General features: G+C 63.2%; 15 protein-coding genes. 8 read left to right on the top strand and 7 right to left on the bottom strand.

Annotation, left to right across the window (positions count from 1 at the left end; translation table 11 throughout):
* Positions 1-2 precede the first annotated feature (2 nt).
* The 6 genes from MFF34_RS20965 to MFF34_RS20940 all read left to right on the top strand — a co-directional run bounded on the left by MFF34_RS20965 (position 3) and on the right by MFF34_RS20940 (position 5,023).
* Entirely contained in the window at positions 3-770 is a 768-nt protein-coding gene (locus MFF34_RS20965; RefSeq protein WP_238216232.1) for an SDR family NAD(P)-dependent oxidoreductase, read from the top strand.
* Positions 771-782: 12 nt separating this feature from the next.
* On the top strand, positions 783-1,976 hold the full coding sequence (locus MFF34_RS20960) for an acetyl-CoA C-acyltransferase (RefSeq protein WP_238216230.1): 1,194 nt from the start codon (positions 783-785) through the stop codon (positions 1,974-1,976).
* An 8-nt stretch (positions 1,977-1,984) separates the two neighbouring features.
* A complete protein-coding gene (locus MFF34_RS20955) occupies positions 1,985-3,112 on the top strand; it encodes an acyl-CoA dehydrogenase (RefSeq protein WP_027596554.1) in 1,128 nt (375 codons plus the stop codon).
* 13 nt (positions 3,113-3,125) lie between these two features.
* The gene (locus tag MFF34_RS20950; protein ID WP_099429973.1) at positions 3,126-3,899 is read left to right on the top strand and encodes an enoyl-CoA hydratase; all 774 of its coding nucleotides are present in this window, start codon (positions 3,126-3,128) and stop codon (positions 3,897-3,899) included.
* A gap of 343 nt (positions 3,900-4,242) precedes the next feature.
* Complete coding sequence (locus MFF34_RS20945) at positions 4,243-4,647, top strand: TraR/DksA C4-type zinc finger protein (protein WP_027596552.1); 405 nt, start codon at positions 4,243-4,245, stop codon at positions 4,645-4,647.
* Positions 4,648-4,828: 181 nt separating this feature from the next.
* Positions 4,829-5,023, top strand: a complete 195-nt coding sequence (locus MFF34_RS20940; RefSeq protein ID WP_027596551.1) for a hypothetical protein — start codon at positions 4,829-4,831, stop codon at positions 5,021-5,023.
* A 6-nt stretch (positions 5,024-5,029) separates the two neighbouring features.
* On the opposite strand, the gene MFF34_RS20935 is transcribed toward MFF34_RS20940, so the two are convergent.
* Complete coding sequence (locus tag MFF34_RS20935; RefSeq protein ID WP_238216314.1) at positions 5,030-5,227, bottom strand: hypothetical protein; 198 nt, start codon at positions 5,225-5,227, stop codon at positions 5,030-5,032.
* Positions 5,228-5,533: 306 nt separating this feature from the next.
* Here MFF34_RS20935 and MFF34_RS20930 point away from each other — a divergent pair, with 306 nt between their 5' ends.
* Complete coding sequence (locus MFF34_RS20930) at positions 5,534-6,004, top strand: hypothetical protein (protein WP_027596550.1); 471 nt, start codon at positions 5,534-5,536, stop codon at positions 6,002-6,004.
* Positions 6,001-6,213: a hypothetical protein gene (locus MFF34_RS20925; RefSeq protein ID WP_238216228.1), complete on the top strand. Its 213-nt coding sequence runs from the start codon at positions 6,001-6,003 to the stop codon at positions 6,211-6,213. Before MFF34_RS20930 ends, MFF34_RS20925 begins: the two co-directional genes overlap by 4 nt.
* 12 nt (positions 6,214-6,225) lie before the next feature.
* On the opposite strand, the gene MFF34_RS20920 is transcribed toward MFF34_RS20925, so the two are convergent.
* From MFF34_RS20920 to MFF34_RS20895, 6 genes are read right to left on the bottom strand one after another with little or no spacing between them, the layout of a single operon-like run.
* Positions 6,226-6,591: a Na+/H+ antiporter subunit G gene (locus MFF34_RS20920; RefSeq protein ID WP_027596548.1), complete on the bottom strand. Its 366-nt coding sequence runs from the start codon at positions 6,589-6,591 to the stop codon at positions 6,226-6,228.
* The gene (locus MFF34_RS20915; protein WP_003259015.1) at positions 6,588-6,866 is read right to left on the bottom strand and encodes a K+/H+ antiporter subunit F; all 279 of its coding nucleotides are present in this window, start codon (positions 6,864-6,866) and stop codon (positions 6,588-6,590) included. The genes MFF34_RS20920 and MFF34_RS20915 overlap by 4 nt, the downstream gene beginning before the upstream one ends.
* Positions 6,863-7,351: a Na+/H+ antiporter subunit E gene (locus tag MFF34_RS20910; protein ID WP_027596547.1), complete on the bottom strand. Its 489-nt coding sequence runs from the start codon at positions 7,349-7,351 to the stop codon at positions 6,863-6,865. Before MFF34_RS20910 ends, MFF34_RS20915 begins: the two co-directional genes overlap by 4 nt.
* Positions 7,348-9,027 (bottom strand): monovalent cation/H+ antiporter subunit D, encoded by a 1,680-nt coding sequence (locus MFF34_RS20905; RefSeq protein WP_027596546.1) that lies wholly within the window; start codon positions 9,025-9,027, stop codon positions 7,348-7,350. The genes MFF34_RS20910 and MFF34_RS20905 overlap by 4 nt, the downstream gene beginning before the upstream one ends.
* Positions 9,024-9,368 carry a Na+/H+ antiporter subunit C gene (locus tag MFF34_RS20900; protein ID WP_003250128.1) on the bottom strand — a complete coding sequence of 115 codons (345 nt, stop codon included), beginning with the start codon at positions 9,366-9,368 and terminating at the stop codon, positions 9,024-9,026. Before MFF34_RS20900 ends, MFF34_RS20905 begins: the two co-directional genes overlap by 4 nt.
* Positions 9,368-12,283: a monovalent cation/H+ antiporter subunit A gene (locus MFF34_RS20895; protein ID WP_238216227.1), complete on the bottom strand. Its 2,916-nt coding sequence runs from the start codon at positions 12,281-12,283 to the stop codon at positions 9,368-9,370. Before MFF34_RS20895 ends, MFF34_RS20900 begins: the two co-directional genes overlap by 1 nt.
* Between the last annotated feature and the right edge of the window lie 115 nt (positions 12,284-12,398).

Genomic DNA, 12,398 nt, shown 5'->3' with positions numbered 1-12,398 from the left:
CCATGCAAATAGCCAACAAACACTTTATCGTCAGTGGCGCCGCATCTGGGCTGGGTGCCGCCACCGCACAGATGCTGATCGAGGCCGGTGCCAAGGTCATGCTGGTCGACCTCAATGCCCAGGCGGTCGAGGCCAAGGCGCGCGAGCTGGGCGACAATGCCCGCTTCGCGGTCGCCGACATCAGCGACGAGCAGGCCGCCACGGCTGCGGTCGACGCCGCCGTCAGCGCGTTTGGCAGCCTGCATGGGCTGGTCAACTGCGCCGGTATCGTCGGCGCCGAGAAAGTCCTGGGTAAGCAAGGCCCGCATGGCCTGGCCAGTTTCGCCAAGGTCATCAACGTCAACCTGATCGGCAGCTTCAACCTGCTGCGCTTGACTGCAGCAGCGATGGCCGAGGGGCCGGCGGATGAGCATGGCGAGCGCGGGGTAATCATCAATACCGCCTCTATCGCTGCCTATGACGGGCAGATCGGCCAGGCCGCCTACGCGGCCTCCAAGGGCGCCATTGCCAGCCTCACGCTGCCAACGGCCCGTGAGCTGGCGCGTTTCGGCATCCGCGTGATGACCATCGCCCCGGGCATTTTCGAAACCCCGATGATGGCCGGCATGACCCAGGAAGTGCGTGACTCGCTGGCCGCTGGGGTGCCGTTCCCGCCGCGCCTGGGCCGCCCTCAGGAATACGCTGCACTGGCCCGCCACATCATTGAGAACAGCATGCTCAACGGCGAGGTGATCCGCCTCGACGGCGCGCTGCGCATGGCTGCCAAGTAAGGAGTAATGAACATGACCCTCGCCAACGACCCAATTGTCATCGTCAGCGCCGTGCGCACGCCCATGGGCGGCCTGCAGGGCGACCTCAAGAGCCTCACCGCACCGCAGTTGGGTGCCGCAGCGATCCGCGCCGCCGTCGAGCGCGCCGGCATCGAGGCCACCAGCGTCGAACAAGTACTGTTCGGTTGTGTGCTGCCGGCAGGCCTGGGCCAGGCCCCCGCGCGCCAGGCAGCGCTGGGCGCCGGCTTGGACAAGCACACCACCTGCACCACCTTGAACAAGATGTGTGGCTCGGGCATGCAGGCCGCGATCATGGCCCATGACCTGCTGCTGGCCGGCAGCGCCGATGTGGTGGTGGCGGGCGGCATGGAGAGCATGACCAACGCGCCCTACCTGCTGGACAAGGCCCGCGGTGGCTACCGCATGGGCCATGGCAAGATCATCGACCATATGTTCATGGATGGCCTCGAAGACGCCTACGACAAGGGCCGTTTGATGGGCACCTTCGCTGAGGATTGCGCCCAGGCTGGCGCTTTCAGCCGCGAAGCCCAGGATGCCTTTGCCATCAGCTCGCTGACCCGTGCCCAGGACGCCATCAAGCAGGGCCGTTTCAGCGCCGAGATCGTTCCGGTGGAAGTCACTGAGGGCAAGGAAAAACGCGTCATCAAGGATGACGAGCAGCCACCCAAGGCGCGCCTGGACAAGATCCCGCAGCTTAAACCGGCCTTCCGTGAAGGCGGTACGGTGACGGCCGCCAACGCCAGCTCGATTTCCGACGGCGCTGCTGCGCTGGTGCTGATGCGCCGCAGCGAAGCCGAAAAGCGCGGTTTGAAACCTTTGGCCGTGATCCATGGCCATGCGGCCTTCGCCGATGCGCCCGCGCTGTTCCCCACCGCGCCGATCGGGGCCATCGACAAACTGATGAAGCGCACCGGCTGGAACCTGGCCGAGGTGGACCTGTTCGAGATCAACGAAGCGTTTGCCGTGGTGACCCTGGCGGCCATGAAACACCTCGACCTGCCACACGACAAGGTCAATATCCATGGCGGTGCCTGCGCCTTGGGCCACCCGATCGGCGCCTCGGGCGCGCGCATTTTGGTGACCTTGCTGTCGGCCCTGCGCCAGAACAACCTGCGCCGCGGCGTGGCGGCCATCTGCATCGGCGGTGGCGAGGCCACGGCCATGGCCGTCGAATGCTTGTATTGAGGTGAACCATGTTGGTAACTGACGAGCAACAACAGATCGCCGACGCCGTGCGTGACTTTGCCCAGGAGCGCCTGCGCCCGTTCGCTGAGCAATGGGACAAGGCCCACCGCTTCCCGCGTGAAGCCATCGACGAGATGGCTGCCCTGGGCCTGTTCGGCATGCTGGTGCCTGAGCAGTACGGTGGCAGTGACACGGGCTATGTGGCGTACGCCATGGCCCTGGAAGAAATTGCCGCAGGCGATGGTGCCTGTTCGACCATCATGAGTGTGCACAACTCGGTGGGCTGCGTGCCCATCCTGAAATTCGGCACCGAGCAGCAGAAGCAGCAGTTTCTGGCGCCGCTGGCCAGCGGCGCGATGATCGGCGCCTTCGCCCTCACCGAGCCCCAGGCCGGCTCCGATGCCAGCAGCCTGAAGACCCGCGCACGCCTGGACGGCGACCACTACGTGCTCAACGGCAGCAAGCAGTTCATTACCTCCGGCCAGAATGCTGGCGTGGTCATCGTCTTCGCCGTCACCGACCCGGAGGCGGGCAAGCGTGGCATCACGGCGTTCATCGTGCCGACCGATTCGCCGGGCTACCAGGTTGCCAGGGTCGAAGACAAACTCGGCCAGCATGCCTCGGACACCTGCCAGATTGTCTTCGACAATGTGCGGGTGCCGGTCGCCAATCGCCTGGGCGAAGAGGGGCAGGGTTACAAGATCGCCCTGGCCAACCTTGAAGGGGGCCGTATTGGCATTGCGTCGCAGTCGGTCGGCATGGCCCGGGCGGCCTTCGAGGTGGCCCGCGACTATGCCAAAGAGCGGCAGAGCTTCGGCAAGCCGTTGATCGAGCACCAGGCCGTGGCCTTCCGCCTGGCCGACATGGCCACGCGCATTGCCGTGGCGCGGCAGATGGTGCTGCACGCCGCTGCCTTGCGTGATGCCGGGCGGCCGGCCTTGACGGAGGCGTCGATGGCCAAGCTGTTTGCCTCGGAAATGGCCGAAAAGGTCTGTTCGGACGCCTTGCAGACCCTGGGCGGTTATGGCTATCTGAGTGACTTCCCGCTGGAGCGGATCTACCGCGACGTTCGGGTCTGCCAGATTTACGAAGGCACCAGCGACATTCAGCGCATGGTCATTGCGCGCAATCTTTGAAGGAGCAGTCTGCATGGCATTCGAAACCATCCTGTTGGACATCCATGGCAAGGTCGGCCTGATCACCCTCAACCGGCCGCAGGCGCTCAATGCGCTCAATGCGCAGATCGTCGGCGAGATCAACCAGGCCCTGGACCAACTCGAGCGTGACCCGAACATCGGCTGCGTGGTGCTGACCGGCTCGGCCAAGGCCTTTGCCGCAGGTGCCGATATCAAGGAAATGGCCGACCTCCAGTACCCTCAGATCTACGTCGACGACCTGTTCAGTGACGCAGACCGGATTGCCAATCGGCGCAAACCGATCATTGCGGCCGTGTCCGGGTTTGCCCTGGGCGGCGGGTGTGAGCTGGCGATGATGTGCGACTTCATTCTGGCAGCGGACAATGCCCGGTTCGGCCAGCCTGAGATCAACCTTGGGGTGTTGCCGGGCATGGGCGGCACCCAGCGGCTGACCCGCGCGGTGGGCAAGGCCAAGGCCATGGAACTGTGCCTGACAGGGCGCTTGATGGGCGCCGAGGAGGCCGAACGTGCGGGGCTGGTGGCGCGCGTGGTGCCGCAGGCTGAGCTGGTCGAAGAAGCCTTGAAGGTGGCGGCGACCATCGCCAGCAAGTCGATCCCGGTGAGCATGATGGTCAAGGAAAGTGTCAACCGGGCCTTTGAAGTGACCCTGAGTGAGGGGGTGCGTTTCGAGCGTCGGGTGTTCCATGCGGCCTTTGCCACTGAAGACCAGAAGGAAGGCATGAGCGCTTTTATCGCCAAGCGCGAGGCACAGTTCAAGGATCGTTGAACCCGCCTTCACAGGCGTGACTGGCCCGAAATAGATGTGGAGCAGCCTTGTGCTGCGAAGCGCCGCGCGAGCGGCGCTCTATCTCATGGCCGCTGCATAACCCAAGGCAGGCGCCTGTCAGCCCAGACGCGCCCGCAACCCCTGCCACCCGAGCACCGACCAGCGGATTCTGGTCAATCGAATCAAATTCGCCTCCGATTGCAGTTGCTCCACGCGACGTGGCGCCTTAGACTGCCGCCCCCTGTAAAAGAGTGCCGGTTGGCGCTTGAAGAATTCCGCTGCCGATGCACTGGCGTCGGCGGCACCCGAATCGCCCAAATGCACATTTTTCATAGAGAAATCGATGACCAAGGAACAGTTGCTGGCCATGTCGGCCGATGACTACATGAACGCTGATCAGCTCGCCTTCTTCACTGGCCTGCTGCAGTCGATGAAAGTCGAAACCCATGAGCGCATCGAGTTGAGCCGTGCCACCATCGAGGGCCTGGACACTCCGTCGGACCCTGCTGACGTGGCTTCGGTAGAAGAAGAGCGTAGCTGGTTGGTCAATGCCATCGACCGCGACCAGCGTTTGCTGCCACAGCTTGAAATGGCGCTGGACCGTATCGCCGACGAGAGCTTCGGCTGGTGCGATGACAGTGGTGAGCCGATTGGCCTGAAGCGTTTGCTGATCAGCCCGACCACCAAGTACTGCATCGAAGCCCAGGAACGCCACGAGCAGCTCGATCGCCACCAGCGCCAGGTCTGATCGCGCGCAGTGCGTGAAGCCCCACGGAGCAGTCCCTGGGGCTTTTTGTGTTTGTACGTGATATGCCCAGATTTGTTGCCTGTGGCGTAACACTGCTGTACCGAGATGCGCTGTTTCCTGCGTGCAGGCAGGCGTATCATGGCTTTATCGTTAGGGTGCTAATTAAATTCCGGAGGGGATGATGAATAGCCGTGTCGATGTAGCCGTGATGATTGGCTCGGGGGTACCTGCCACTCTGCAGGCGCTGGGTAAGCGTATTTGTTGGGTGGTGCTGGTCAATGGCGAGCGCCGTGGCACGGCGTTCGCCACCCGTGACGAGGCCCTGGAGTGTCAGGCGGCCTGGATGCAACAACTCAGAAAAGGCCTGGCCGCCTGACGGCCGTCATTGCTCCAGGTGGCGGGCCAGTTCACACGCGTCCTGATGCCGGCAGCGAAACCCTTTGACCCGGCCCGTGGCGCTTTCGGTGACATGAAAGAAGCGGATACCTGCCGGTATGACAACGTAACGTGGCGTTGCATGAGTGCTGGCGATGTAAGAAATGTTCTTTGCCTCTCGACGGATTTCGGTGTTTTCGTGCATATTCCTTCCCCAGTAATGCGCTGATGGATTTCAGAGCCCGTTCTGTCGAGCGCTCTGCAACTACCTATCGCATCTTTTCTGGCAGGTTTGTTGTCAGGCATTACGCTTCCCGCGTTGGGAATTTGCCGAAAACCTGCACTTAGGCCATATCTGGCAAGCCAGAGTAAAGATTCCTGCAGGCTGCAGTGCCAGCGGATACAGACATCAGCGCATCGCTTTATTACTCTTTTCGCCTATCGATATGTAATGGCCGTGCCTCACCGAGCGTGTGTGGGGGCGGGATGTAACCGATTGAGGATCACTTCATTGGCAGTCAGCACACTTGATACCCACGCCTTGTTCGCCTTGGGCGATTTGCGCGGTAAATTGGCCCAGCTGTTCCAGGGCCGCTTTGTTTATGTCACCGAACAAAGTCCTGAAGGCCTGTACATGGCCGAAATCGACACCGAAAGCGCATTGGTGGTCGATGACAAACAGCGTCTGGAACTGAAGGTTGGCGATCACTTCCGCGCTGCGGTATTGCCCAGCCGCGAGGGTGGCAAGCTGGAAATGCGCTTTCGAGACATCAAGTTCAACGTCTACGGTGTTGGCGACTACGCCTTTGTTTCCGTGCCTGAAGGCGAGGGCGTCGTGTTGCGCGAAGGCAATGGCGTGATGCTGGTCTTTGCCGCGCAACAGCAAGTGCAGGAAGGGTTGGGTAAGCTGCTCAAGGCAGTGACTGGCAAAGTCGCGAAGTGGCGCAAGGGTGAGCTGACCACGTTCAAGGCCAGTGAATGACCGAGCGCGACAACGCGCCTGTGTCGCGTGCCGAGTTTCATCACCAGCACCAGGCGGATGCGCTGGCGCAAGCCGAACGGCTGTTGGCCAGGCGTGAAGCGCTGCAAGGCGCTTGGCTGAACTGGGTGGCAGGCGAGCTCTATCGACTCAGTCCGCCACCGTATGCCGCCATGGTGCGGCGTGAGCTGCAGCGCCTCAGCCAGGGTTGAGGCTGCAACCGGTCAATGGCCGCGGTCGCTGCCGCTACTGACTTCTTCAGGTACCGCCTCTTTGGACATCCGCTTGCGAAACAGCGCAGCCCTGGCCAGCAAGAGTGTGGTGACCGGCACCGTGATCGACAACAGGATCGGGATCAGCCAGGCGTGCAGAACGGGCCCTTCTTTAAGCCACGAAAAGTAGATGATCGAGGCCAGGGCAACACACCAAGCGCCAATGGTGGAGGCCAGCGCGGGTGGGTGCATGCGCTGAAAGTAATCCTTCAGGCGCACTAGGCCCACGGCACCGATCAGGGCGAACAGGCTGCCGATCAGCAGCAGCGCAGCGGTGACCAGTTCAAGCCAGAAGGGCAGTTGTAGCGCTTCGGTCATTCGATCACCTCACCACGTAGCAGGAACTTGGCCAGGGCGAACGAGCCGACAAAGCCGAACAGTGCAATCAGCAGGGCACCTTCGAAGTAGGTGTCGCTGGCATAACGGATCCCCAGCACCAGCATCGTCAGCATGGCCAGGATGTACAGGTAGTCCAGTGCCAGTACCCGGTCCTGGGCGGACGGGCCGCGGAACAACCGGATCAGTGCAAGGGCCATGGCCAGGGCGAAGATGAACAGGCTGGCGAGTACAGCGTTGGCAAGCAGGCCTGTCATTGGAAAATCTCCATCAGCGGGCGTTCGTAGGTGTGCTTGAAATGCTCGATGAAGGCGGCTTCATCCTCAAGGTCGAACACATGCAGCAACAGCACGCTGCGGTCCAACGCCAGTTCGGACCAGACCGTGCCAGGTACCACCGTGGTGATCATCGACAGGGCAGCCAAGCCATGGGCATCGCGCAAGGCCAGCGGAATGTGCACGAATGCCGAGCGCGGCGGCTGCTTGCCTGCACGCAGAACGCCGCGGGCCACCAACAGGTTGGACACGATCACATCCAGGCCGACCCGGCCAATCAACTTGGCAATCACCCAAGGCCGCTGCACATGGGCGTGCTGAGGGCGTAGGGGGGCCATTAGCAGAGGTGCAAAAATGCCGAGGATGGCACCCAGCAGCAGGTTGCCGGCGCTGACCGACAGGTTCAGCAGCAACCACAGGCCGAACAGCGAGACCGACAGCAGTGGGGCGGGAAACAGGCGCTTCATGGCAGTACCTCCACGTCGAGGGAGGTCGGGCCGGGGATGGGCCGAGCGGCCATCACCGCTTTGATATAGGTGTCGGGTGCCTGCAGGCTGGCCGCCGTGTCCTGGGTGTAGCGCAGCAGCGGCTCGGCCTTGAGGCTGAGGATGATGCACAGGCCCAGCAGGATGACGATCGGCAGGCATTCATAACGACGCAGCAGCGGCGAGGGGCGCTCTTCGGGCTTCCAGAAACGCTGGATGCCCACGCGGCCGAAGGCGATCAGCGACGCCATGCCGGACAGCACCAGCAGTGCCACCAGGCCCCAACCTGCCGCTGTCAGCGGTTGCTCCGGCGCGATACCCAGCCCCAGCGGGTTGAACAGCGCGTTGATCAGGTTGAGTTTGCCGACGAAGCCCGACAGCGGCGGCATGCCGATGATCAGCAGCGCGCAGGCGATGAAGCTCAGGCCGAGGAAGGCCATGGTCCAAGGGATGATCTGCCCGATCACCACCTTTTGTTCATCATCGAGGTTGATGCCCTTGGGTGGGTGCAGCGATTCCAGGGGCGAAGGCATGGCATCTTCTTCGTCATCCAGCGGCGCTTCATTGGCTGAACGCGAGCGCTCGACCAGTTCGGCGAGCAGGAACAACGCGCACAACGCCAGGGTCGAGTTGACCAGGTAGAACAAGGCCGCACCCGTTAACGCCGGCTGGGCAAAGCCGACGGCCGCGAGCAGGGTGCCGGCGGACACCAGGATGCTCAGGGCAGCCATGCGCTCCAGGCGCTGTGCGGCCAGTATCGAGACCGCGGCCACGGCCAGTGTGACCAGCCCCCCGTACACCAGCCACTCGCCGCCAAACTGCGCGGAGGCGCCGGCCTGCCCGGAGAACAGCAGCGTCCACAGGCGCAGCACGGCATACAGGCCGACCTTGGTCATGATCGCGAACAGCGCGGCAACCGGTGCGCTGGCCGAGGCGTAGGCCGGCACCAGCCAGAAATTCAGCGGCCAGATACCGGCCTTGGCCAGAAACGCCATGGCGAGGATGGCGGCGCCTGCATGCAGCAGGCCTCGGTCGGCCTCTGGCACCAGCGGGATCTTCAGCGCAAGGTCGGCCATGTTCAGGGTGCCTGTCACGCCATAGAGCATCGCCGCGCCCACCAGGAACAACGACGAAGCGAACAGGTTGATGGCGATATAGTGCAAGCCCGCCTTGACCCTGGCACGCCCCGAGCCATGCAGCAGCAAACCGTAGGACGCGGCCAGCAGCACCTCGAAGAACACGAACAGGTTGAACAAGTCGGCGGTCAGGAAGGCACCGTACAGTCCCATCAGCTGGATTTGGAACAGCGCGTGGAAGCTGGCGCCGGCACTGTCCCACCGGGCCCGGGCAAACAGCAGTGCGCTGAAGCCGATGATGCCGGTCAGGGTCAGCAGCAAGGCAGACAGGTGGTCCACCACCAGCACGATGCCAAACGGTGCAGGCCAGTTGCCCGGCAGGTAGACACCGATCGATTCGGCTTGGCCCTGGGTACGGACCCACAGCAGCAGGCTGACCGCGATGGCCAGGCCAGCGAAGGTGGACAGCAGGTTAAGCCGCGCCTTGATCCGCCGGTGTTTCTCGCCCAGCAACAGCATGATTGCCGCCGTGATGAGGGGCAGCAGGATGGGCGCGACGATCAGTTGACTCATACCACTCATTCGTCACGCTCCCGGCCATCGACGTGGTCGGTACCGGTCAAGCCGCGCGAGGCCAGCAGCACGACCAGAAACAGCGCGGTCATGGCGAAGCTGATGACGATGGCGGTGAGCACCAAGGCTTGCGGGAGCGGGTCGGTGTAATGCAGCAAGTCTTGGGTGACGCCGTCCTTGATGATCGGTTCCTTGCCGATGAACAGGCTGCCCATGCTGAAGATGAACAGGTTGACCCCGTACGACAACAGGCACAGGCCCATGATCACCTGATAGGTCCGTGGGCGCAGGATCAACCACACCCCGGAGGCGGCCAGTACACCGATGGCAACTGCAATGACTTCTTCCATCAGGCGGCTCCTGCTTGGCTGGATTTCGACGGGTTGCCCGGGCGGTAGGCGCGCACCGATTGGTGCGCCAGGGCAGTGAGGATCAGCAGGGTCGAGCCGACCACCACGGTGTACACGCCGACGTCGAAGAACAGCGCGCTGGCCACATGCACATCACCCAGCACAGGCAGGTGCAAGTGGGCGGTGTGCGTGGTCAGGAAGGGGTAGCCCAGCAGCATGGCGCCTACCCCGGTCAGGGTGGCGCAGAGCAGGCCGGTGCCCATCCAGCGCAGCGGGCGCAGGCTCATCTGCGCTTCGACCCACTGGGTACCGGCGACCATGTACTGCAGGATGAACGCCACCGACATCACCAGGCCTGCGACAAAGCCGCCGCCCGGCTGGTTGTGGCCGCGCATGAACAGGTACATCGATACCAGCAGGGCGATCGGCAGCAACAGCCGCACCAGCACCGCAGGCACCATCATGAAGCCCAGCGCGGTGTCTGTAGCGTGGCGCGGGTTGATCAGGTCAGTGACCACGTCGGGCGCCAGCTGGCGTTGCTGGGCGGGCAGCTGCATGCTCTCTTTGGGGGGGCGGAAGCGTCGCAGCAGGGCGAATACGGTCAGGGCCACGGCGACCAGCACGGTGATTTCACCGAGGGTGTCGAAGCCGCGGAAATCGACCAGCATCACATTGACCACATTGGTGCCGCCGCCCTGGGGCAGGGCGCGGCTTAGGTAGAACGAAGAAATGTCGTTGGGGGTCGGCCGGGTCAGCATGGCATAGGACAGAATCGCCATGCCGCCGCCTACCAGCACGGCCAGCAACAGGTCGCGCAGGCGACGCATGCGGGCGCGCTCCAGGCTGCCGGGCAGCGGCGAAACGCCCTCGATACGGCGCGGCAGCCAACGCAGGCCGAGCAGGATCAGCACGGTGGTGACCACTTCCACAACCAGTTGAGTCAGGGCCAGGTCGGGCGCCGAGAACCAGACGAAGGTGATGCAGGTCATCAGGCCGCAGACACTGACCATGATCAAGGCGGCCAGGCGGTGATACTTGGCTTGGTAGGCGGCGCCGATGGCGCAGGCGATGGCGATCAGCCAGAGTGCGACAAAGACACCGGAGCCCGGAATTTTCGGGCGCTCGCCCCAGGTCAGGCCGCTGTAGAGCATGGGTGTGAGGCCGGCCAGAAACGCCGCCAGCACCAGCATGAACAGCTGCGATTGCAAGCGGCGCGAGGTCAGCAGGTTTTCGATTCGCCGGGCCAGCAGCATCAGGTGGACCTGGCCATGCTCGAACAGGCGCTTGCCATTGAAACGCTCGATCAGCGGCGGATAAGGGAAACGCCCCAGGCGCAACTGCTTGCGCAGCAGCAGGTACAGCACGATCCCGCCGCTCATGGCGATCAGGCTCATGATCAAGGGTGCATTCCAGCCGTGCCAGATGGCCAGGCTGTATTCCGGTAACGTACCGCCCACCACCGGCAGGGCTGCCGCCGCCAGCAGCGGGCCTACCGACTGCGCGGGGAAAATACCGACCACCAGGCAGGTGAGCACCAGCAACTCGACCGGCGCACGCATCCAGCGCGGCGGTTCGTGGGGGGTGTGGGGCAGGTCCTGGGCGGGTGGCCCGAAGAACACATCGACCGTGAAGCGCAGGGCGTAGGCCACGCTGAATGTACCGGCCAGGGTGGCGATTACCGGCAGGGCGGTTTCGACCCAGGCGGTGGAGCTGATGAATACCGTTTCGGCGAAGAACATCTCTTTGGACAGGAAGCCGTTCATCAGCGGCACGCCGGCCATCGAAGCGCTGGCTACCATGGCCAGGGTCGCGGTGTAGGGCACCAGGCGGATCAGGCCGCTAAGCCGTCGGATATCGCGTGTGCCGCTCTCGTGGTCGATGATGCCGGCGGCCATGAACAGCGAGGCCTTGAAGGTGGCATGGTTGAGAATATGGAACACCGCGGCGACCGCTGCCAGTGGGCTGTTGAGGCCCAGCAGCAGGGTGATCAGGCCCAGGTGGCTGATGGTGGAGTAGGCCAGCAGGCCCTTGAGGTCGTTCTGAAACATCGCGGCGAAGGCGCCGAGCAGCAGTGTGATGGCGCCGGCGCCGCCGACGATCCAGAACCACTCCTCGCTGCCTGACAGCACAGGCCAAAGCCGCGCCAGCAGGAACACCCCGGCCTTGACCATGGTTGCCGAATGCAGATAGGCGGAGACCGGCGTGGGTGCTGCCATCGCGTGGGGCAGCCAGAACTGGAAGGGGAACTGCGCACTCTTGCTCAAGGCGCCAATCAGGATCAAAGGCAGCAGCACCGGGTACAGCGCGTGCTGGCGGATGAGGTCGCCGGCAGCCAGGACCTTGTCCAGGTCGTAGCTGCCGACCACATGGCCCAGTAGTAACGCCCCGACCAGCAAGCACAGGCCGCCGGCACCGGTGACCATCAGCGCCATGTAGGCGCCGCGGCGGGCGTCGGCGCGGTGGTGCCAATAGCCGATCAGCAGGAACGAGAACAGGCTGGTCAGCTCCCAGAAGAACACCAGCTGGATCAGGTTGCCGGAGATCACCAGGCCCAGCATGGCGCCCATGAACGCGAGGAAGAAGGCGAAGAAGCGCGGTACCGGATCCTGCGGCGACATGTAGTAGCGGGCGTACAGCGACACCAGTGTGCCGATGCCCAGTACCAGCAGCGAGAACAGCCAGGCGAAGCCGTCCATGCGCAATACAAGGTTCAACCCCAGGCTGGGCAGCCAGAGGAATTCCTCGCGAATCACGCCACCGTGGGCAACTTGGGGGTACAGCAGTGCTACCTGGACCGTACCGACCAAGGCGACAAGCCCGGCGAGTATGGACTCGGCGTTTCGTGCGTTGTGCGGCAGCACGGCTGCCAGGCAACTGCCCACGAACGGCAGAAGCAATAGCACTATCAAGGACATAGCGTTCTATTCTGGAGAGGTTTGCCAAGGATCATACGTGCCGAGCAGTTGATCACCAACACGCAAGCTGTCGCAGAATCGTACAAATACGGTGTTACAAGGTATTTTTTTATAA

The organism is Pseudomonas sp. PAGU 2196 (assembly GCF_022179005.1).
GTDB classification, from domain to species: domain Bacteria; phylum Pseudomonadota; class Gammaproteobacteria; order Pseudomonadales; family Pseudomonadaceae; genus Aquipseudomonas; species Aquipseudomonas kermanshahensis.
The sequence above is the reverse complement of the archived record's forward strand: the minus strand, read 5'-3'. Positions and strand labels throughout refer to the sequence as shown.

Coding starts and splice junctions, on each gene's coding strand:
- MFF34_RS20905 (WP_027596546.1), bottom strand. CDS start 9,027: ATGAGTGGTATGAGTCAACTGATCGTCGCGCCCATCCTGCTGCCCCTC.
- MFF34_RS20925 (WP_238216228.1), top strand. CDS start 6,001: ATGACCGAGCGCGACAACGCGCCTGTGTCGCGTGCCGAGTTTCATCAC.
- MFF34_RS20940 (WP_027596551.1), top strand. CDS start 4,829: ATGAATAGCCGTGTCGATGTAGCCGTGATGATTGGCTCGGGGGTACCT.
- MFF34_RS20895 (WP_238216227.1), bottom strand. CDS start 12,283: ATGTCCTTGATAGTGCTATTGCTTCTGCCGTTCGTGGGCAGTTGCCTG.
- MFF34_RS20950 (WP_099429973.1), top strand. CDS start 3,126: ATGGCATTCGAAACCATCCTGTTGGACATCCATGGCAAGGTCGGCCTG.
- MFF34_RS20920 (WP_027596548.1), bottom strand. CDS start 6,591: ATGACCGAAGCGCTACAACTGCCCTTCTGGCTTGAACTGGTCACCGCT.
- MFF34_RS20960 (WP_238216230.1), top strand. CDS start 783: ATGACCCTCGCCAACGACCCAATTGTCATCGTCAGCGCCGTGCGCACG.
- MFF34_RS20900 (WP_003250128.1), bottom strand. CDS start 9,368: ATGGAAGAAGTCATTGCAGTTGCCATCGGTGTACTGGCCGCCTCCGGG.
- MFF34_RS20915 (WP_003259015.1), bottom strand. CDS start 6,866: ATGACAGGCCTGCTTGCCAACGCTGTACTCGCCAGCCTGTTCATCTTC.
- MFF34_RS20965 (WP_238216232.1), top strand. CDS start 3: ATGCAAATAGCCAACAAACACTTTATCGTCAGTGGCGCCGCATCTGGG.
- MFF34_RS20955 (WP_027596554.1), top strand. CDS start 1,985: ATGTTGGTAACTGACGAGCAACAACAGATCGCCGACGCCGTGCGTGAC.
- MFF34_RS20910 (WP_027596547.1), bottom strand. CDS start 7,351: ATGAAGCGCCTGTTTCCCGCCCCACTGCTGTCGGTCTCGCTGTTCGGC.
- MFF34_RS20935 (WP_238216314.1), bottom strand. CDS start 5,227: ATGCACGAAAACACCGAAATCCGTCGAGAGGCAAAGAACATTTCTTAC.
- MFF34_RS20945 (WP_027596552.1), top strand. CDS start 4,243: ATGACCAAGGAACAGTTGCTGGCCATGTCGGCCGATGACTACATGAAC.